We start from the raw sequence: 20,532 nt of genomic DNA, 5'->3' as shown, positions 1-20,532 counted from the left end.
CGAGCACTACCAATCGGTGGCTCGCGGAGCGCTCCAGCGGAACCGGATGGCCAGCAGCCGAAGCACGATGCACAACGCCGCCGCCGGGATGAGCATCCAGGAGCGGAACACCCCGAGTTCCCAGCTGATCACCACCACCAGCGAGCCGGCCAGGGACGGCAGCGCGTACACATCCTCGCGGAGCACGCTCGGCATCCGATTGGCCAGCAGGTCACGCAGCACACCGCCGCCGACGCCGGTCAGGATGCCCATCAACACGGCCGGGATCGGATCCAGTCCGACGATCAGGGCCTTCTGGGTGCCCAGCACACTGAACAGCCCCAATCCCATCGCATCGGACCAGTTGATGTATCGCTCGATCTTGACCAGATCGGGATGGAAGCGGAAGGCGATCAGACCGGTGAGCAGCGGGACCGCCAGATAACGCCAGTCGTTGAAGGATGCCGGTGGGATGGCGCCGATCAGGACGTCTCGTACGATGCCGCCACCGAGACCGGTGACCGCGCCGAGCACCATGACTCCGACAATGTCGAACCGGATCCGTACGCCCAGCAGGGCCCCAGAGAGCGCGAACACGAAGATGCCGAGCAGGTCGAGCACGACCGGGAGGAGGTCCACTCACCGCACGATAGATCCATTGCGGGGATCCAGACCGGCCACCGCGTACGGCGGGATGGCCCGAGTCAGAGTAGGTTTGGCAAGACATTTTGCATGACTGCTGGAGAGAGCGAGATGGAGAGCGTACTCAGCCCGCGCGAGATCCAGACCCGGATCCGATCTGGTGAGTCGGTGGCCGACGTAGCACGTGTCGCCGGCATGGACCTCGATCGGGTCGAACGTTTCGCCGCGCCGGTGATCGCGGAACGAGAACACGTGGCGGGGCTCGCGATGACCTCGTCGGCGAGACGCCGAGGCGAGACGTCCTCACATCGGACACTGCGCGGTGTCCTGAGCGAGCGGCTGCTCAATCGCGGCATCGATGCGGACACCGTGCGCTGGGACTCCTTTCGGCTCGAGGACGGCCGCTGGGCGGTGACCGCCGACTACGACGCGGATGAGACCCCGCATCAGGCACTGTTCTATTTCGATCTGCCGGGCCGCTACTCGGTCGCCGGCAATGACGAAGGTCGCTGGATCCTCGGCGACGCCAGGCCTGGTGCCGGTACGGGATCGCTCGTCGAGGGGTATGAGGAGGGCGCCGAGCCGACCATCGACCTCAGCGACGAACTGGCACTGGTACGTGTGGTCCAGGACATTCCGGTGGCACCGCCCAGCGAGCCCGAACCGCAGGCTGCGATCGCCAAAGTGGAAATCACCGAGGTCGAGATCACCAGGGTCGAGTTGGAGGTCGTCGGCGACGAGCAGAACAGCTTGGACGAGGAGATCGCCGAGGTCCAGGCCGCACTGGATCAGCTCGAGACCGAGGAGTCCGGCCTGGACACGCTCTATCAGATGTTCGAGGACCAGGATCCGCTGGAGCTGACCGTCGAGGCCGCCCCGGAGGATTCGCGCCCGACCGATGCCGCCGCGGTGCCGGACGTGAGCCCGTCCTTGCGGGCCACGGCCTGGGAGCCGGCGATCGTGGTCGACTACCCGGTGGAGCCGAGCGAGGATGTCGGGGCCGATGCCCCGGACAGCGCTGACGGCATCGAGATTGCCGAGGGCAGCGACGACCCTGGTCGTCCCGAGCTGCCGGTTGCCGCCGAGGACCGGCGCGACGAGGCAGCGGCGCTGGTCGACGAGCCGCTGCCCCTCGACATCCCGGATCTACCGCCGCCCACTCCCCCGAAGCCGGCCCGCCGCAAGCGAGCCTCCGTCCCCAGCTGGGATGAGATCGTCTTCGGCACCCCGAAGGACAAGTGACTGTCATGGAAGCCGGCGCAATTCTGAATTGGACTCTGCAAGCGGAGATCCCCATCCCCAAGGACGCCGGGGAGCTTCTCATCCAAGGCGAGCAGCCGGTGGCAGCCTTCCGTACCTACCGTGACTCCGCGATCTTCACCAACAAGCGGCTGATCGTGCGGGATGCGCAAGGCATGACCGGCAAGAAGGTGGAGATGTACTCCCTGCCCTACGCCGACATCCACATGTGGTCCTCGGAGAATGCCGGCACCTTCGACTTCAACTCCGAGCTCACCCTGTGGACCCGCGCCGGCGAGATCAAGATCAAACTGGGCAAGGGCGCCGATATCCGGCGGCTGGACAACCTGATCGCTTGGGCTGTCCTCAACCACTGACACTCCGGGGTCGGACGCACTGCGGATCAGTCGGAGCGCACTGCGCATTAGTAGGGAGAGCACTGAGATGAGACCGCTCCGATACTCGATCAACGTCACACTCGACGGCTGCTGTCATCACGAGGCAGGGCTCCCGCCCGACGAGGAGTCGATGAGCTACTGGACCGCTGAGATGACGCGCGCCGACGCCCTGCTGTTCGGCCGGGTGACCTACGAGATGATGGAGTCGGCGTGGCGACGGCCGGCCACGGGTACGTGGCCTGACTGGATGGACGAGTGGGAGGTCCCGTTCGCCGAGGCCATCGACCAGACGAAGAAGTACGTCGTGTCGAGCACGCTGAGCGAGGTCGACTGGAATGCGGAGCTGGTGCGAGGTGACCTGGGCGAGGCGGTTCAGCGCCTCAAGCAAGAACCAGGCGAGGGCTTGTCGGTGGGCGGTGTGACGCTCCCTCTCGCGTTGGCAGATCTGGGACTGATCGACGAGTACGAGTTCCTTGTGCAGCCGGTCCTTGCCGGGCACGGGCCGACGTTGCTCGCCGGTCTGCGCGAGCGCGTCCAGCTCGAACTCGTCGATCGCCGTCAGTTCCGGTCGGGGGCGATCGCTCTGCGATATCGGCCCACGTGACTGGCTGAGCCCCCTGAGCTCCCCCGGGCCCGGGAACCGGTTTGTGGATGCCGGTCGACTGCCACCCACTCCAATCACGCGAGGCCCAACTCATAGGGCCTTACCGATACCGTATGCGGCATCCTCAAGGAGGTCAGGGTGCTGTTGGAAGAGCTCGAAGCCGGGTTGCGGCTGCACGGACTGCTGCCCGGCGAGGAAGTGAGCGTTCTCGCGGTCACACGACATGGCAGCGATGCGGTCGAGCTCACGTACAAGGCAACGAACGGCGGTCTCGGCCAGCGCGTGGTCTATCGAGCCGACCAGGACCAGCTCAGCACCCGCCCGGCAGCAGGACGACCCTTCGACGCACCTGCGACAGACTTCAAGTTGGCCGCGGAGGCCCAGCGCATCACCCTCGCCGGCCTCTACGATCCGATGCTCGCCGTTGCCACCAGCGACGTACAGCCGCTCCCCCACCAGATCCAGGCCGTCTATGGCGAGATGCTGCCGCGTACCCCATTGCGCTTCTTGCTGGCCGACGATCCCGGAGCCGGCAAGACGATCATGGCGGGGCTCTACGTGAAGGAGTTGATGCTGCGCGACGACGTCCGACGATGCCTGATCGTGGCACCCGGCGGTCTGGTGGAGCAGTGGCAAGATGAGCTGCACTTCAAGTTCGATCTCCGCTTCGAACTACTGACCAACCAGCTCATCGACGCGCAGGTCGGGCCCGATGTGTTCGATACGCATCCGTTGCTGATCGCCCGGATGGATCAGCTGGCCCGCAACGACGACTTGCGGGCCCGCCTGGCGGAGTCCGAGTGGGACTTGATCATCGTCGACGAGGCGCACCGGATGGGCGCGCACTACTTCGGCGGCAACCTGCAAAAGACCAGGCGCTTCCAGCTCGGTGAGCTGCTCGGCACCGTGACTCGGCACCTGCTGTTGATGACCGCCACCCCGCATTCGGGCAAGGAAGAGGACTTCCAGCTCTTCTTGTCCCTGCTGGATCGCGATCGATTCGAGGGCCGGAGGGTCCGGCCGGTCGATCTCGACGGGATCTGGCGCCGGATGACGAAGGAGGAGTTGCTCACCTTCGAAGGTCGGCGGCTCTTCCCCGAACGCATCGCCGAGACCGTGCCGTACGAGCTGACCCCGATCGAGCAAGAGCTCTACGAACGCGTCACCGACTACGTACGCACTGGGATGAACCGGGCCGAGAGTCTCGGTGGCAAACGACGTAACACGGTCGGCTTTGCGCTCACGGTGCTGCAACGGCGGTTGGCCTCCAGTCCCGAGGCGATCTATCGCAGTCTTGTCCGTCGTAGTGAGCGGTTGGAGCGACGCCGGCAGGATGTCCTGGCCGGCAAGTCAGCCGAGCCCGAGCCCTGGGTTGATCCCGCCGGCGTGGATGCCGACGACTACAACGCTGAGGAAGTCGAGCAGCTGGAGGAACTGCTGGTCGACTCCGCCACGGCAGCCCAGACGGTGGCCGAACTCACCGCTGAGTTGACAGATCTGGCCGATCTCATCGACCTGGCCAGGCGGGTCCGGGACTGTGGGACGGATCGCAAGTGGGCCGAATTGAGCGCGATCCTCCACGACCAGGCCCTCAGTTCCGACGACTCCGGTCGTCCCCGCAAGCTGATCATCTTCACCGAGCACCGCGACACGCTCGGCTACCTGTCGACCAAGATCAGCTCGCTGCTGGGGCGACCGGAAGCGGTGCAAGCGATCCACGGCGGAGTACGCCGCGGCGAGCGCCGCCGGATCACCGAGGAGTTCACCAAGAACCAGGACTGCCAGATCCTGCTGGCCACCGATGCGGCCGGCGAGGGATTGAATCTCCAGGCAGCTCATCTGATGGTGAACTACGACCTGCCCTGGAATCCCAATCGAATCGAGCAACGCTTCGGCCGCATTCACCGCATCGGCCAGACCGACGTGTGTCGGCTGTGGAATCTGGTGGCCAGCAACACGCGCGAAGGTGAGGTGTTCACCCGGCTGCTGGAGAAGCTGAGCCAGATGCGGGAGGCGTACGGCGGCAAGGTGTTCGATGTGCTCGGCGAGGCCTTCAGCGAGATTCCGCTGCGCGCCCTGCTGCTTGAGGCGATCCAGTACGGCGAACGCGACGACGTCCGGGCGAGGATGTATGAGGTCATCGACCATACGGTCGGCGACGGACTCAAGGATCTGCTCGACGAGCGGGCGCTCGCGGCGAATGCCCTGGCCGAGGCCGATCTCGCTGCGCTTCGGACGGCGATGGACGAGGCCCGGGCCCGACGGCTGCAGCCGCACTACATCGAGCTTGCCTTCAAGGCAGCGTTCACCCGGCTTGGCGGCCGCATCGTCCGGCGCGAGAAGGGCCGGTACGAGATCACCCACGTACCCGCGGGCCTGCGATCCGGAATCCGGCCGATCGCCACCAGGTATGACCGGGTCACCTTCGATCTCGATCGCATCCAGCCCGACGGCTTCACTCGGGCGGACCTGCTCGCTCCCGGGCATCCACTGCACGACGCCACGATGGAGGAGGCGGTCCGGCGACTCGGCGGCGCTCTCATCGCAGGCACCACCCTCGTCTCGTCCGCCATCGACCAGCCATGCCTGCTCGTCGGGGTGATCGAGGAGGTCACCGATGCCACCGGAGAACCTGTTGGACGACGATTCGGATACGCCTATGTCGATCCCACTGGCACGGTCGTCCCTGCTGGGCCGGCCCCGTACCTGGACTGCGTAGCCGTCCCTGACATCCCGGCAGTCACCGCCGCCCGCACGCTCGACTGGCTGGCCCACGCCGAGGAGCAGGCGCTGAGTTGGATGATCGCCCACCAACTGCCGCATTACTTGGCCGAGGTCCAGCCGCGCCGCGCGGCGGAACTGGCGCGGACCCGCCGCCTGGTCACCTCCCGGCTGAACGCAGAGAGTGAGCGGCTGCTGCTCGACGCCGCCGTTGCCGCAGAGCAGGAGCGGGCCGGCGAGAAGCCCAAGGAGTCGTCCGAGAGTCTGAATCGGAAGGCTGCCGACTTGGAGTTCCGCCTGCAGCATCGGTTGGCGCTGCTCGACCGACAGGCCCTGATGTCCACGGCGCCGCCACGCATCCTCACCGCCGCGCTGGTGCTGCCGCTCTCACTCGTCGAAGGCGATGGCGCCGAGGGAGCTGACTCGGCGAAGGCGGCGCAGCACGCCAAGGAGACCAAGGCGGTCGAACGCCGAGGCGTCGAGCTCGTCCTGGCCAGCGAGCGGGCACTGGGCCGGAGACCGGTCGAGCAGTCCTTTGCCAACAAGGGGTTCGACATCTTGTCGACCTCGGACGACGGCGACACTTATCGGATCGAGGTCAAGGCGCGGATCGCCGGAGCCGACGACTTCTTCATCACCCACAACGAGGTGATCCTGGGCAAGAACGCCGTCCCCCGCTACCGCCTCGCGTTGGTCCGTGTCGATGATCGCGGACCTGAGTTCGATGAGGTCCGCTATCTCGCCGATCCCTTTGCCCAGACCGATCTCGGGAGCTTCGACGCCACCGGCGTACGCGGCCATTGGGCCAAGACCTGGGCCAAGGGATCGCCCCCGTTCTGAGAAGGCTGGGGCTCCCGGCTGGGGGGTCGATCCCTTCCGACTTCACCGATCTCAAGGATCCGCATCCGGACCGCGTCGATGATCAGGTCGTCCGAAAGTGGGCCGCGGGCTACATGGGCTCGGATGGCCCTAATCGCCGCGGTGATATCGTCCTAGGCGCGCCAGGTCAAGGCGAGTCACAGATCAACCAGGTCCGGCTTGAGGTGGGCGCGCACCAACGGTTTGAGACCGACGGCAGGGACAAGGTCTACGTCGGCACCGAGAATGCTCTCAAGTTCCGCCTGAACCCGGGCGATGCCGAACAGCCCAGTCTCAGGTGGAAGCTCGACAAGGATGTCGACATCGCTGCCCGCGTGGTCATCGCCTCGAGCAACACTGCCGAAGACCTGCGCGTGGGCAATCCCGTGTCGTAGGAGCACTTCACGCAACTCGCTTCGATGGGCGACGACCAACCGCCCGATCAGGCCGCTTAGTGAGCCACCCCGGGTGCGTACGGCGCCCACAGTCATGTAGGAATGGTAGTTCCGCAGCATGCTCGACGACACCCGCTTGTCGTTTCGACGCTCCGCGATCTGGTAGCACACTGAGTACATGACCGAGCACAAGATCGTTGTGTCGCTCCCAGAGGACCTCGCTAGCAAGGTCGAGACAATCGCGGCGGAGCGCGACACTACGGTGTCCGCGCTCGTGGCCGACCTGCTCGCCCGACTTGACGACGGCGCCCCGAGCGACGGACATAGGGAGTCCGCGGGGGATGTGTTGACCGCGCCAGATGGCAGCCTCCGGATCGGTCCCATCACCTGGACCCGTGACGAGTTACACGAGCGATGACAGCGCCAACGTTGTTCCAGACAGCGGCTCGGCCCTCAACGACCACCGATCCTCAGCGCCCCACCGACTCGGGAATCGGGTCGACCGGACACCGTGGATCGACCAGGTAGGTGACGTCAACCTGAAGCTCCTGCGCCAACAGGAACAGGGTGTCGAGTCGGGCATTGCCGGGTCCCGGTCGGCCCGTGGCCGAGTCCTTCGAGTTGTTCCTGTTGTGCTCGATGTTCTGGATCTGGTTGCGCGCGATGCCGGTCGAGTGGGCGAGCTGTTCCTGCGTGAGGCCGCGCGCTTCGCGGAGTGCCCTGACCTTCTCGCCCAGCAGCCGAACAGCCTGCGCGTAAGCGTCGGGCGGCTGACGGCTGGGCACTCGCCCACCTTGGTGGGCCAAGCATCAAGAGTCCGCACAACATGTTGGGTATTTGGCTCGCGCTCAAGTCAGGACAGGAAGATCGTGTCCATGTGCCACTCGATCGCGCGCCGATCGGGCCGGTTCGCGCGGGTGTCGGGGATTCGGATCGGCTGCCCGGCGCGGTCATAGAACTCCCGCCCATTGCCCCACTCCTCCCTGAGCCTGCGGCTGACCTGGAGTTCGTACCGCTCATTGATGCCCAGGTAGCCGAGGTCGAAGAGCGTGTGGACGTCGGACCGGAGCAGCAGCCCGTTGTCGACACGGTTCTCGCCGGCACGTGACACCGGCCTGATGTGCGCGGCTTCCAGCGTCGGCCGGATGTGATTGCCGGTGATCGCACAGCGACGCTCGTACGAGGTGAGCACCAGCCCCTTGAACGCCTGCTGGCCGACCCGAGCACGGACGAGCCGGTCCCGACCGAAGACCGGCCCGGCAACCACGCTCGACTCCCCCTCCTCAGGGTCAACCCGCACCTCGGCGCGAGCAAGCATCGTGTCGAACATCAGGTCAACGTGCCGCCCAGCTCCGGTCAGGTCGTAACCCTTGAAGTTGACGATGTTCTTCGCGAAATCGCGCGGAGCGTCGAGAGTCTCCCCCGCCGGCACGAAGAAGAGGTCGCGGAGCAACACGCAGCCGATCACAGCGGCCAGGTCCGGCGCAGCCCTGCGATAGCGGGCGATCGCCGTTGCCAACTCGGCCTTCGAGCCAACCCCATTGCCTTCCTGGAACAGATCCCACGCTTCACTCACCGTCAGCAGCGCGTAGCCGCTGAAGAAGCCGCCGCCGACCAGTTGGTTCTGCGGCCAGTGGGTCTTGAACAAGAAGGGCTCCCCCACGGAGAGCGCCCGGAACGCCACCCGGGCGGAGGGGATCCAGAAGCTGGCTTCGGTGATGCTCGGCCGGTCGCGGAGGTAGGCGGCCCAGTCGTTGTCCGTGACACCGATGACCGCCCGCATGGCGGGACGCTACCGACGATTCCTACGTCAGTCGGCCCCATTCATTGGGCAGACACCCGATTGACCCACTAGACCCAATAGATTGGGTGCCCCACAGGTAGGCGAGGACTGCCTGCCCTTGTGACGCGCCCTCGCCCCCACGATCGAACGCCCAATGTGTTGGGTATGAGAGCGAGTGACCAGTGCCGGATGCGGGGTCAGCACCCAAGCGCAAACTGATCGAGGTAGCGCTGCCCTTGGAGGCCATCAACCGTGAGTCGGCCCGAGAGAAGTCGATCCGGCACGGGCACCCGTCGACGCTGCATCTATGGTGGGCACGGCGGCCATTGGCAGCGGCGCGCGCAGTGCTGTTCGCCCAACTGGTCGACGACCCCTCCGCTCGGCCCGAGGAGTTCCCGACCGAGGAGGCCCAGCGGGCCGAGCGGGAGCGACTGCATCGACTCATCGAACGTCTGGTCGTCTGGGAGAACATCCGCGACGAGAAGCTGCTGGCGGAGGCGCACGCCGAGATCCTCAAGTCCACCGACGGCAACCCCCCACCGATCCTCGACCCCTTCGCCGGCGGCGGCACCATCCCGCTGGAGGCCCAGCGGCTCGGGCTGGAGGCGCATGCCTCTGACCTCAATCCGGTCGCGGTGCTGATCAACAAGGCCCTGATCGAGATCCCGCCCAAGTTCCGTGATCAACCGCCTGTGTTCCCCGGCCTGGCCGACTCTCAGATTCGCGAGTGGAAAAGCGCCGAAGGCCTCGCGGCCGACGTCCGCGCCTACGGCCAGTGGATGCGCGACGAGGCCGAGAAGCGGATCGGGCACCTGTATCCCAAGGCGACCCTGCCAGACGGGTCCAAGGCGACCGTGATCGCCTGGATCTGGGCGCGGACCGTGACGTGTCCCAACCCGGCCTGCGGGATCGAGATGCCGCTAGTGCGCTCGTGGTGGCTGGGAAAGAAGAAGGGCAAAGAGGCGTACGTCGTGCCGTCGGTCGTGAGCGATCCGACGCATCCGTCCGGGCAACGGGTGAAGTTCGAGATCGGGCACAATCCGTCCGGCCCCAAACTCGAAGGAACGATGTCTGGCCGCCAGGGTGCCGTGTGTGTGGCGTGTGATGCGGTCGTCAGCAAAGACCACATCAAGTCCGAAGGCATGAGCGGTCGGATGAGCGCCGTATTGATGGCTGTGGTCGCCGAAGGGAGTCGCCAACGGCTGTACCTTCCACCGGCCCAGGAACATGAGAGGGCTGCGCAGGTCGGGCGGCCCCACGACGTGCCGGAGCAGGAACTCGGCTATGACCCTCGCAATCTCTGGACACCTCAATATGGGCTGAGCAGATTCGCCGACCTGTTCACGAACCGACAACTGGTCGCCCTCACCACCTTCAGTGATCTCGTCGGTGAGGCCCGAGACCAAGTCCTCGCGGACAACGGCAGTCCCGAGTACGCCGATGCCGTCGCCACCTACCTTGGCCTCATACAGAGCAAGATGACCAACCTGTCCTCATCAATCACCACCTGGATGAGTGACAGGGGAGCCTTCCGAGAGACGTTTGCGCGGCAGGCGCTTCCGATGGCGTGGGACTTCGCCGAAGCCAGCGTGCTCTCCGACTCAGGAGGCGGCTGGGGAACGTTCCTCGATAAGGAAGTCCGGGTCATTGGCTACCTGCCGGCCGAAGCGGGATTCGCAGCGCAGGCGGATGCCTCGCAGACTGATCTCGATGGGATGGTCATCAGCACCGACCCGCCCTACTACGACAACATCGGCTACTCCGATCTCTCCGACTTCTTCTACGTATGGCTGCGGCGTACCCTCCGACCGATCTATCCAGACCTTCTCGCCACCATGCTTGTACCCAAGGCCGAAGAACTGGTCGCCAATCCCTATAGGCATGACGGGAAAGGCGGAGCCCGCCAGTTCTTCGAGGACGGCTTCCGCGCTGTGTTTGCGCGAGCACGCCGGGCGGCTCGCGATGATCTCCCAATTTCGGTCTACTACGCGTTCAAGCAGAGTGAGAGCGATGAGTCTGGCGAAGCGTCGACAGGATGGGAGACTCTCCTCGACAGCATGATCCGCGAAGGCTGGGAGATCACTGCTACCTGGCCAGTCCGAACCGAGGGATCTGGAAGGCTGCTCGCCAAGGACACCAATGCCCTCGCCTCCTCGATCGTCCTCTCCCTCCGACCGCGCCCCGACGATGCACCAACAACCGACCGCCGCGGCTTCATAGCGGCTCTCGGAGCCGAACTACCGGACGCCCTCCGCAAGCTCCAACAAGGCCAGATCGCGCCGGTCGACCTACCCCAAGCCGCCATCGGCCCAGGCATGGCGGTCTTCAGCCGTTACTCCGCCGTACTCGAACCGGACGGCGGCAAGATGTCCGTCCGCTCAGCGCTCGCTCGGATCAACGAGATCCTCGATCAGGTGCTGAACGAGCAGGAAGGCGACTTCGACTCGACGTCCCGCTTCGCGATCGCCTGGTATCGCCAGCACGGTTACGGGATCGGCACCTTCGGCGACGCCGACAACCTCGCCCGGGCGCGCAACACCAGCGTCGAGACGATGGATCGCGACGAGATCCTGATGAGCCGCGCGGGCAAGGTGCAACTGATCAAGCCAGCCGATCTCCCCGCGACCTACGATCCGGCCGCCGACCCCCACATCAGCAACTGGGAATGCCTGCACCATCTGATCAAGACGCTCGAGCGAGAAGGGATCACTCCAGCCAGTGAGTTCTTGAGATCTGCGCTAAGCAGGCCTGACGACGCGGTCGACGCCGATCTGCTGAAGGAACTCGCCCACCTGCTGTTCCGGATTGCCGAAAGCAACGGCTGGACCAAAGACGCGCTGAGCTTCAACAGCCTGGTGACCAGCTGGCCAGAGATCTACGACGCTGCACGAGCTCCGCGCAGTTCGTCTGGATTCGAACAGGTCACGCTCGACTTCCACGACGGCGAGTCAGAGTCATGAGAACCGAGGAGAGCGTTGCCGACCGCAGTCGCGACTTTGTCGCGCTGATGCGTTGTGAGGCTGGCGACCATTGGTTTCCGGAGGCAGTCGCCCAGCTGCAGTCCTGGTTGAGGGAGAAGAAGTTCGACGTCAACCTCGACGTCGCCGGGGACCAGGCCACGCGTACCGCAAGCCTGACGGTGCGCCCCCTGTCAGGCAAAGGTCGCGACCTTCGCGTCCGCTTGGTCGAGCCGACGAGGGCCGGCACGTGGACCACGGATCTGGTCCTCCACGATGAGCCTGGATCCGAGGACTGGATCAGTCTGACCGTCCGGAACAGTCGCGGAGAGTTCGTCAGTGTTCCCCGGTTGGCGCCGTACCTCATGCAGGTCCTTCCACTTGGCGATGGAGCGATCGAGTTCAGTGACAGTCCTCAGGTCTTTGGGGCCGCCGACATTGATCGTTTGATCGACCTACTGACCGACTCGACCAGGCATGGTCTGGTCTTCGTTGCCGGTACCGACAACAAGATCCCGTTCGACGCGTTCCGTCGCAAGGTCAAAGAGTGGACCAAGGAGGTCTACGGGCTGGCCCAAGTCGTCGTTCTTGACCCGGCGGCAACCCGTGCTCTCGCTGAACACGTCGGCGCGCATTTCACCACACCAGCCTGGACCATTCGGACGTATCAGCCAGGTGTTGACTTTGAGAACAGACTGGACTCACGCCGCCACCGGATCCTCGGCACGAATCGTCTGGCGACTCAGTCCGACAAAGCGACCCGGATCCTACTGGGCGAGATCGCCAGGCAGCAGGCCTCCACTCGCCCGGCCGACCCCGCCCTCCAACGCGTACTACGTCGATTCGAACGCTCCGAAAACCAACGACTGGTCGAGGACCTGTCTCGGCCGGCGGAGCCTGTCACGCCGATCGTCGAGTTGCCACCGCCGACGCCACCGGAGCCGAGCCACCTCGTCGTGGAGCCACCGGGCATCCTCGCGGAAGGAGAGGCACAACTGGCGCTGGTGCGTCGCGTCCTTGGCATCGACGCCATCACGGAAGAGGCACTGATCCGAGCGGTGTCGCCGCGCGTTGACAAGACCGCCGTGGAAGCCCTCGATGAGCGCGTCAATACGCTCCAGTCCAGGAAGGAAGAACTGGAGGACGAGCGAACGGAGCTACACGCGGTCCTGGAGGATGCCCAGCTCGAACTCGAGGTGGTCAATCTCGATCTCGACAACCGCGACGGCAAGATCGCCTGGCTTCAGGCCCGCTTGAAGGAGCGTGGCGACTATGAGGCTGCATACCTGAGCGTGCCGGACGAGTATTCGATCTCCCGGCCCGGCTCGTTCGGTGAACTGCTCGACCGCATCGACGCGATGGAGACGATTAGCTTCACGGGCGACCAGTCCGTCGTGCTCAAGCTCGGGGTGAGCGATACCAACGATTCCGCGCTCCGAACCGCATGGGATGCGGTCCTGGACATGGGCGACTACGCACGGGCGAGAGCAGAAGGCAACTGGGGCCACGGCCTGGACCTCTATCTCAAATGTCCGCCAGACGGCTATCGGGCGACGACAGCCGGCAAATTCGGACAGACCGAGACGGCGGCCACAATGAAAGCTCATGGCGCTGAGCGCGTCTTCCCGGTACCTCCCGAGGTTCATTCATCGAAGCGCATCGAGATGAAAGCGCACTTCAAACTGGCGCGAATCGGGATGGTGAGTCCACGGATGTACATCCACGATGGCCACCCGAACGACCCACGACTCTATATCGGCTACATCGGTCCCCACCTGACCAACACACAGACGCGGTGACGGTCATGGCACAACTGACATCGAATGAGGATGAGCAATGGGCTTTCTGACGCCTATGTACGAACTGGGTGAGTATCTGACCTGGACCCGGTCCGGCGAGATCCAGCTGCCGGACTTCCAACGTGGCTACAAGTGGGAGGACGAGCGCATCCGCCAATTGCTGGTGACGGTGCTGCGCGGTCACCCGCTGGGGGCCGTCATGCTGCTCAAGACCGGAAACGCTCAGGTGCGATTCAAGCCGCGGGCGATCGAGGGGGTCGACCTCGCTCCTGGCACCGACGCGAAGTTCCTCCTGCTCGATGGCCAGCAGCGGCTCACCTCCTTGACTCAGGCGCTCAGCGGCGACGGGGTGGTGAACACGAAGGATGCCCGCGGCAAGCTGCTGGATCGGTGCTATTTCGTCCACATGCAGACTGCGCTCAGCGATCCGAACCGGGTCGACGAAGCGGTGATCTCGATCCCGGCCGACGGCGTCGTGCGTACCAATTTCGGCAAGGACATCGTCCTCGATCTCAGTGACCACGACAAGCAGCGCGAGCACGGCTACTTCCCGTTGCACCTCCTCTACGGCGACTATGTGAGCTGGATCTTCGATCTGGACGACCGCGCGCTGGGCAAGACCTTCCATGAGCGATTCATCCGGCCGGCCACCACGTACGACATTCCGGCGATCGTGCTGGACGAGAACACCGACAAGGCCGCGGTAGCGACGGTCTTCGAGAAGGTCAACATCGGCGGACTGCCGCTGAATGTCTTCGAACTCCTGACTGCGGTCTTCGCCGGTGACGCCAGCTACTTCGCCGAGACCGGTGAGGACTTCCGACTGAATGACGACTGGAGGGAGACCCAGCTCAAGTGGTCCGCCTATCCGGTGCTTGCCGCAGTCGAGAACACAGACTTCCTCCAGGCCGTCACGATGCTCGTCACCCAGAAGCGCCATCTCGCCGACACCTCCGACCGCCCACCGGCGATCTCGGCCAAGCGGGAGGACATCCTCAAGCTCACCCTCGCCGACTACTTGGAATGGCGTGACCCACTCCGCGAGGCGTTCATCTGGGCCGCGACCTTCCTCGCCGATCGGCACATCTTCGCGCCCCGCGACGTCCCCTACCCCAAGCAGCTGGTGCCTCTCGCAGCGATCAAGGTCGCCCTTGGTCGAGACGCCGATCTCATCGCAGTCAGCGATCGACTGGTGCGCTGGTACTGGTGCGGCGTGCTCGGCGAACTGTACGGCTCTGCGATCGAGACCCGCTTCGCGCGGGACATCGAGATGGTGCCAGTGTGGGCACTCGACCAGGAGGATCCGACCCCGCGCACGATAGCCGATGCCAACTTCACCGAATCGCGGCTGCACTCGCTCCGTACCCGCAACGCAGCCGCATACAAAGGCATCGCTGCCCTCATCCTCGACGGCGGCGCCCGCGACTGGATGGAGGACAGGGCGCTCGACAAGATCCAGTACGTCGACCTGGCCGTCGACATCCACCACGTCTTCCCCCAGAAATGGTGCAACGACAACGGTATCGATGACGAGCATCGCGAAAGCATCGTCAACAAGACGACAATCAGTGCCCGCACCAACCGTACGATCGGCGGCGCCGCACCGTCGTCCTACCTGACGGTCATCCAGTCTCGGGCACAAATCGACGAGGCGCGACTGGATCAGTTGCTTGCCACCCACCGAATCCCCGCCGAGCACCTGCGTGCTGACGCCTTCGACAGCTACTTCGTAGCTCGGCGGGAGTCATTGTGCCGACTGGTCGAAGCGGCGATCGGCAAGACCGTCCAACGCGACATCGGGGAAGGCCACGCCGAGGAGGACTCCGCACAGTTCGAGACCGATGAGATCCGCGAAGACCCCGTCACAGAGGGCGACTGATCATGGCACTCAGCAACCGCGATCGGATCGAGCGGATGTTCCAGGTGATGGCACCGGCGCTCGACGACTTCATCTCGTCGGTGATCGGGCAGGCCAATCCGGCTCTCGGGGCGGACTGGGTCAAGCTGGTCCAGGCCAGGGATGTCAAGAACGGCGCCTCGGTCAACAAGACCTACGATCCGCTCGATCCGCAGGTTCAGTTGCGCATTTTGACCGAGGGCAAGATCACCGGCAGCTATCAGCCGGGCTGGTATCCGTTCAACTCCTCGCTCGGTCGGGTCGGCGAGACCTTCGCCAGCGAGTTGCGAGAGGTACGCAACACCTGGGCCCACAACGGCACCTTCACCGATGACGATGCCTACCGCGCACTCGACACCGGCGAGCGAATGCTCCGTTTGATCGGTGCCGGCAACGAGGCCGACCAGGTCAAGAGCGTCCGTCTCAACCTCCGTCGGGTCACCGCGGACAAGGACGACAAGAAGGTCCTCAAGGCCGCGGTCGCCAACCCCGAAGCCGCGGGTCTCCGGCCGTGGCGGGAAGTGCTGCCGCCGCATCACGACGTGGCCACCGGCAACTTCCACGCCTCCGAGTTCGCGGCCGACCTCTACAAGGTGGCCACCGGAGGTGAGGCAGATGCCGACTACGCCGACCCGGTCGAGTTCTTCCGGCGGACCTACCTCACCGAAGGGCTGCGCGACCTCATCGGCCGCGCGGTCCGGCGGTTGTCCGGCGACGACAACGCCTCGCCGGTCATCAATCTGCAGACCAACTTCGGCGGCGGCAAGACCCACTCCATGCTGTCGCTGTGGCATCTGGCGGTCGGGCTGCCGATCGGCGACTTCCCCCAGGACACCCAGGAACTGCTGAGCGCGAGCGGCTACCTGCCTCGCAAGGTCAACCGGGTCGCGATCGTCGGCAACCATTTGAGCCCGGCGGGGATCGTCAAGGAGGACGGGACCCGGGTCAACACGATCTGGGGTGAGCTCGCCTGGCAGCTCGGCGGAGCCGACGGCTACGAGATCGTCGCCAGGGCCGATCGCGACCGCACGCACCCGGGCGAGGCGCTGCACGACCTGCTCGTCCTCCATTCGCCCGCGGTGATCCTGATCGACGAGTGGGTGGCGTACGCCCGATCGCTGGTCGGGCGTGACGACCTGGCGGGCGGCACCTTCGACGACCAGTTCACCTTCGCCCAGGCACTGACCGAGGCGGTGAAAGGGACCTCGGGCGTCCTGCTGGCGATCTCCATCCCGGCGTCGGAGACCGGCGACGACACCCAGATCGTGACCGGGAACGCCGAGGAGGTCGGCGGCACGCACGGGCTCGAGGCGCTGAAGCGGCTCCAGAACGTGGTCCGGCGGGTAGCCGACCAATGGCGTCCGGCCTCCTCGGACGAGGCCTACCACATTGTCAAACAGCGACTCTTCACGCAGCCCGACGCCGCGGCCCTAGCCGCTATCGGAGCGACCGCGCGGGCGTACGTCGAGCTCTATCGCAAGTACACCGACGACTTCCCGCGGGAGGCGCGCGACCCGGCGTACGAGGACCGCATCAAGCGGACCTACCCGATCCACCCGGAACTGTTCGACACCTTGTACGAGGAATGGTCCTCCCTCGAGCGGTTCCAGCGAACGCGCGGCGTGCTGCGCCTGATGAGCACGGTGATCCATGCGCTCTGGACCGGGGAGGACGCCTCGCCGCTGATCATGCCCGGCTCCATCCCGCTGGCGACCGCCAATGTGAATGCCGAGCTGACGCAGTATCTGCAGGATTCGTGGAAGGCGATCATCGATGCCGACGTCGATGGGGCCAACTCGGAGCCGGCCCGGATCGACACAGCCAAGCCGCTGTTCGGCCAGCGAGCGCTGACCAAGCGCCTCGCGCGTACGGTGTTCTTCGGTGCCGCTCCGACGGTTGCGCCGGGGTCGATCCACAAGGGCATCGGCACCCAGCGTGTGTTCCTCGGCACGGCCATCCCGGGCGACGTGCCCGGCAACTTCCACGCCGCGTTGACCCAGCTCGGCGATCGGGCCACGTACTTCTATTCCGGTTCGGGGAAGTACTGGTATGACGTCCAGCCGAACATCACCCGGACCGCCAAGGACCAGGCCGAGCGGTTGCACGTGGAGGAGGTGTGGGCTGAGATCGCCCGCCGGCTCCAGGGGCAGGCGCGTACCCGTGGTGATTTCGCCGGCGTCCACGTCTGCCCGGAGACCGCCGCCGATATTCCGGACACCGACGAGGCACGGCTGGTGATCCTGCATCCCAAGGTGGCCCATCGGCGCAGTACAGAATCGGCAGCCAAGGACTTCGCCCGCCACGCCACGGAACATCGCGGCAACGCCAACCGGACCAACCGGAACATGGTCGTCTACCTCGCTGCCGACGAGACCCGGCTGGCCGAACTGGACAGCGCAACCCGTGACTATCTGGGTTGGAAGCACGTCCTCGACAGCGAGGCCGACCTCGATCTCACCCAGAACCAGCGGAACCAGGCAGCACAACGACAAGCACAGGCTGATCAAACCGTCAGCGCGCGATTGTTGCAGACCTTCATCTGGGCGCTGGTGCCGACGCAGCCCGATCCCGGTGCACCGTTCGTGATCAGGGAGGCCAAGGTGGAAGGCCAGTCGGAGGCGCTGGCCGAGCGGGTCTCCCGCAGACTCGGCAACGACGGCGATTTGTCCACGCGGCAGGCCGCCGCCACCATTCGACTGGCGATCAACCGGGTGCCGCAGATCTGGCAACGCGGCCATGTCTCGCTGGGCAGCCTGTGGGGGCTCTATTGTCAGTACCCGTACATGCCCCGGCTGCGAGACCGGCAGGTCCTCAACGAAGGCATCACCGACCTGCCGATGATCTGGCAGACCGACGCGTTTGCCCTCGCCACTGGCTACGACGAGGCAGCCGATCGCTACAGCGGGCTATGGACACCGGACGACCGCGGGGCCGCGCCACCAGCCACCGACTCATTGCTGATCGTCCGTCCCGATGCAGCGCTCCAGCAACGCGATGCCGAGGTGCCGAAGTCACCCACCACGCCTGCTGAGGGTGATCCGGACGCGGGTGGTGGCGCGACCGTGCGTCCAGATCACCGACCCGACATCGTGTATCCGAAGGCCAAGACCCGCTTCTACGGCGTCAAGACCCTCAATCCGGAGCGGATCGCCTTGGACTTCAGAAACATCGCCGAGGAGGTCATCGCCCATCTCCGGGCCGACGTCGGGACCACACTCACGGTGCGGATCGAGATCGAGGCGACGGATACGTCGGGCTTTCAGGAAGGCAAGATCCGTACGGTGTCGGAGAACGCCCGGACCTTGAAGTTCGATCAGTCGGGGTTCGAGGAGGACTGAGTCTCGGGACGGCTACTCGGTGGCCCGCAAGGCATTCATCAGCACCCGACGTGCCTCAGAATTCAAGCGAAGCAACCCGATCCGTCCGAGTACCTCACGGAAGACGGCATCAGGATCTTGCCAGCCGAGCGAGTTCGCTGCGTCCTCGAGCAACGCCGCCAGCTCCGCCGACGGCACGTCCACCAGACCTCAACTTCGGCCGACCCGCAAAGAATATCGAGGATCTTAGCCCCGGGGCGCGCGATCGCCGCGGGCTGCACGTGAACCGGTGTCGGAGAACACCCGGGCCCTGGAGCTCGGCTCAATCGGAGTCAGGGAGGATTGAGGCCGGACTCGGTAAGCCGCTGCGCGCTGCGCCTGTGGAGCGACGACCGGTCCGGGAGCCTGTAGGCGCTCCTCACGATCCAGCCAGAGCCGCGCTGCGCCTCCCTAATCGCTCGCGAGCACTCGAACCTCTTAGCGAATTCTCAGATCGGGAGACTCGTTCAGTCGAACGTAGAGCCGAAAGTGTCAGTGGTCTCCTCTACCGTTTCGGGTATGAGTACGGCAGCGGTGATGGAGGCAGGCGAGGAGATCGACCTGCCCGATGCTGCCGCGCCCCACGCTGCTGCCGCCGCGGATGCTGCTACCGACGATGCGCCGGCGGCTGCCGCGGCTGACGATGTGACGGTTCGGTTGGATGAGACGTTGGACTGGCTGCACTCTCTCGTGTCGGTCCGTGGTGTCGATGCCGGTCTGGTCGGGGATGCCGCCCGGATTGATCGGATCGCGGTGTGTGAACGCCTGCAGGCCAGCCTGGAAGCCGTCAAAGCCGTGGAGATGGTCGCCTTCGCGCAGTCCCAGTCGGCTGAGCAGATGCGTCTCGGGGTGCATCCGGGCAAGATCGGCAGCGGGATCGCCGACCAAATCGCGTTGGCCTGCAAAGTGTCGCCGTCCGAGGGGTCCCGCCGGTTGCATGTCGCCCGGGATCTGGTGCTGGACATGCCCCACCTGCTGGATCTGCTCGCGACCGGGGAGATCGGTGGTTGGACCACCCGGTTGATCGTCGGCCAGCTCTCGCATCTGGATCGGGCCACCCGGTCCCGGTTGGATGCCGAACTGGCGGGCAAGGACCTGGGGTCGATGGGTGCCCGGCAGGCCGAAACCACAGCGAAACGATTGGCTTACCAGGCGGATCCGGTCGCCGCCACGGAGCGGGCCCGGAAGGCGCGGAAAGACCGGCGGGTGACGTTGCGGCCGGCGCCGGACACGATGAGTCTGCTCACCGGATTGTTGCCGGTGGAGCAAGGGGTGGCCTGCTACGCCGCGTTGGACGCGGCCGCGAAGACCGCGAAAGCCGCTGGTGACACGCGATCCAGGGGTCAGATCATGGCCGACACGCTGGTCGCCCGGTTGACCGGGCAGGAGAAGGCGGAGGACACCGGCTTCGAGGTCGGGGTGATCATGCCCCTGGGCACCCTGCTCGACCCGAACGATCCACGGCCGGCGGAGATCATCGGCCAGGACCTACTGCCCGCCGACCTGATCCGCCAGTTGATCAAAGATGCGGAGGCCCGCTGTTGGTGGCGCCGGTTGTTCACCCGCCCCACCGGTGATGGTGGCCACCTGATCGTCGATGCGGACAAACGGCGCCGCCAGTTCAGTAGTTGGCTCGCCCATCTGATCCGCGGCCGCGACAAGATCTGCAGGGATCCGTTCTGTGGGGCGCCGATCCGGCATCTCGACCACATCCACCGGCACGCTGATGGCGGTGCCGCCACCGCCGAGAACGGGCGTGGGGTGTGTGAACGCGGCAACTACATCCGCGAACTGCCCGGCTGGACCGTCCAGACCATCGACACCGACACCCACACCGTCGAGATCACCACCCCCACCGGACACCACTACCGAAGCCGACCACCCCAACCACCCTGACCGGCGCG

The 20,532-nt window shown here is 65.3% G+C and carries 15 protein-coding genes; 10 read left to right on the top strand and 5 right to left on the bottom strand.

Annotation, left to right across the window (positions count from 1 at the left end):
• Positions 1 to 6: 6 nt before the first annotated feature.
• Positions 7 to 618, bottom strand: a complete 612-nt coding sequence (locus MLP_RS10835) for a trimeric intracellular cation channel family protein (protein WP_013863128.1) — start codon at positions 616 to 618, stop codon at positions 7 to 9.
• Between the two features lie 93 nt (positions 619 to 711).
• On the opposite strand from MLP_RS10835, the gene sepH reads away from it, so the two are divergent.
• From sepH to MLP_RS10815, 4 genes are all read left to right on the top strand, one after another.
• Positions 712 to 1,863, top strand: coding sequence for a septation protein SepH (sepH, locus tag MLP_RS26275; RefSeq protein WP_083843783.1), 1,152 nt, complete (start codon positions 712 to 714; stop codon positions 1,861 to 1,863).
• 5 nt (positions 1,864 to 1,868) lie between these two features.
• Positions 1,869 to 2,237, top strand: coding sequence for a PH domain-containing protein (locus MLP_RS10825; RefSeq protein ID WP_041789954.1), 369 nt, complete (start codon positions 1,869 to 1,871; stop codon positions 2,235 to 2,237).
• Between the two features lie 67 nt (positions 2,238 to 2,304).
• The gene (locus tag MLP_RS10820) at positions 2,305 to 2,862 is read left to right on the top strand and encodes a dihydrofolate reductase family protein (RefSeq protein ID WP_013863125.1); all 558 of its coding nucleotides are present in this window, start codon (positions 2,305 to 2,307) and stop codon (positions 2,860 to 2,862) included.
• A gap of 138 nt (positions 2,863 to 3,000) precedes the next feature.
• On the top strand, positions 3,001 to 6,423 hold the full coding sequence (locus MLP_RS10815; RefSeq protein WP_013863124.1) for a helicase-related protein: 3,423 nt from the start codon (positions 3,001 to 3,003) through the stop codon (positions 6,421 to 6,423).
• Between the two features lie 176 nt (positions 6,424 to 6,599).
• Here MLP_RS10815 and MLP_RS27395 read toward each other — a convergent pair whose 3' ends face one another.
• Entirely contained in the window at positions 6,600 to 6,932 is a 333-nt protein-coding gene (locus MLP_RS27395) for a nucleotidyltransferase family protein (protein ID WP_013863123.1), read from the bottom strand.
• Positions 6,933 to 7,014: 82 nt separating this feature from the next.
• Between MLP_RS27395 and MLP_RS10805 the strand changes: the two genes are divergently transcribed.
• Positions 7,015 to 7,254: a hypothetical protein gene (locus MLP_RS10805; protein WP_013863122.1), complete on the top strand. Its 240-nt coding sequence runs from the start codon at positions 7,015 to 7,017 to the stop codon at positions 7,252 to 7,254.
• Between the two features lie 52 nt (positions 7,255 to 7,306).
• Here the strand turns inward: MLP_RS10805 and MLP_RS10800 are convergent, their stop codons facing one another.
• Positions 7,307 to 7,621: a helix-turn-helix domain-containing protein gene (locus tag MLP_RS10800; RefSeq protein ID WP_013863121.1), complete on the bottom strand. Its 315-nt coding sequence runs from the start codon at positions 7,619 to 7,621 to the stop codon at positions 7,307 to 7,309.
• 68 nt (positions 7,622 to 7,689) lie between these two features.
• On the bottom strand, positions 7,690 to 8,619 hold the full coding sequence (locus tag MLP_RS10795) for an HNH endonuclease (RefSeq protein ID WP_013863120.1): 930 nt from the start codon (positions 8,617 to 8,619) through the stop codon (positions 7,690 to 7,692).
• 182 nt (positions 8,620 to 8,801) lie between these two features.
• Here MLP_RS10795 and MLP_RS10790 point away from each other — a divergent pair, with 182 nt between their 5' ends.
• From MLP_RS10790 to MLP_RS10775, 4 genes are all read left to right on the top strand, one after another.
• A complete protein-coding gene (locus tag MLP_RS10790) occupies positions 8,802 to 11,579 on the top strand; it encodes a DUF1156 domain-containing protein (protein WP_013863119.1) in 2,778 nt (925 codons plus the stop codon).
• A gap of 347 nt (positions 11,580 to 11,926) precedes the next feature.
• Positions 11,927 to 13,375, top strand: coding sequence for a hypothetical protein (locus tag MLP_RS10785; RefSeq protein ID WP_197536543.1), 1,449 nt, complete (start codon positions 11,927 to 11,929; stop codon positions 13,373 to 13,375).
• Between the two features lie 37 nt (positions 13,376 to 13,412).
• Positions 13,413 to 15,254: a DUF262 domain-containing protein gene (locus tag MLP_RS10780; protein ID WP_013863117.1), complete on the top strand. Its 1,842-nt coding sequence runs from the start codon at positions 13,413 to 13,415 to the stop codon at positions 15,252 to 15,254.
• Positions 15,255 to 15,256: 2 nt separating this feature from the next.
• Positions 15,257 to 18,610 (top strand): Swt1 family HEPN domain-containing protein, encoded by a 3,354-nt coding sequence (locus tag MLP_RS10775; protein ID WP_013863116.1) that lies wholly within the window; start codon positions 15,257 to 15,259, stop codon positions 18,608 to 18,610.
• Positions 18,611 to 18,622: 12 nt separating this feature from the next.
• Here the strand turns inward: MLP_RS10775 and MLP_RS27955 are convergent, their stop codons facing one another.
• Positions 18,623 to 18,793: a hypothetical protein gene (locus MLP_RS27955; RefSeq protein ID WP_013863115.1), complete on the bottom strand. Its 171-nt coding sequence runs from the start codon at positions 18,791 to 18,793 to the stop codon at positions 18,623 to 18,625.
• A gap of 324 nt (positions 18,794 to 19,117) precedes the next feature.
• Between MLP_RS27955 and MLP_RS10770 the strand changes: the two genes are divergently transcribed.
• Entirely contained in the window at positions 19,118 to 20,524 is a 1,407-nt protein-coding gene (locus MLP_RS10770) for an HNH endonuclease signature motif containing protein (RefSeq protein ID WP_013863114.1), read from the top strand.
• Positions 20,525 to 20,532 lie beyond the last annotated feature (8 nt).

The sequence above is a fragment of the Microlunatus phosphovorus NM-1 genome, from assembly GCF_000270245.1.
Lineage (GTDB): Bacteria > Actinomycetota > Actinomycetes > Propionibacteriales > Propionibacteriaceae > Microlunatus > Microlunatus phosphovorus.
This window is presented reverse-complemented; position numbering and strand designations above follow the sequence as displayed.

Coding starts and splice junctions, on each gene's coding strand:
- sepH (WP_083843783.1), top strand. CDS start 712: ATGACTGCTGGAGAGAGCGAGATGGAGAGCGTACTCAGCCCGCGCGAG.
- MLP_RS10795 (WP_013863120.1), bottom strand. CDS start 8,619: ATGCGGGCGGTCATCGGTGTCACGGACAACGACTGGGCCGCCTACCTC.
- MLP_RS27395 (WP_013863123.1), bottom strand. CDS start 6,932: ATGACTGTGGGCGCCGTACGCACCCGGGGTGGCTCACTAAGCGGCCTG.
- MLP_RS10805 (WP_013863122.1), top strand. CDS start 7,015: ATGACCGAGCACAAGATCGTTGTGTCGCTCCCAGAGGACCTCGCTAGC.
- MLP_RS10775 (WP_013863116.1), top strand. CDS start 15,257: ATGGCACTCAGCAACCGCGATCGGATCGAGCGGATGTTCCAGGTGATG.
- MLP_RS10825 (WP_041789954.1), top strand. CDS start 1,869: ATGGAAGCCGGCGCAATTCTGAATTGGACTCTGCAAGCGGAGATCCCC.
- MLP_RS10820 (WP_013863125.1), top strand. CDS start 2,305: ATGAGACCGCTCCGATACTCGATCAACGTCACACTCGACGGCTGCTGT.
- MLP_RS10780 (WP_013863117.1), top strand. CDS start 13,413: ATGGGCTTTCTGACGCCTATGTACGAACTGGGTGAGTATCTGACCTGG.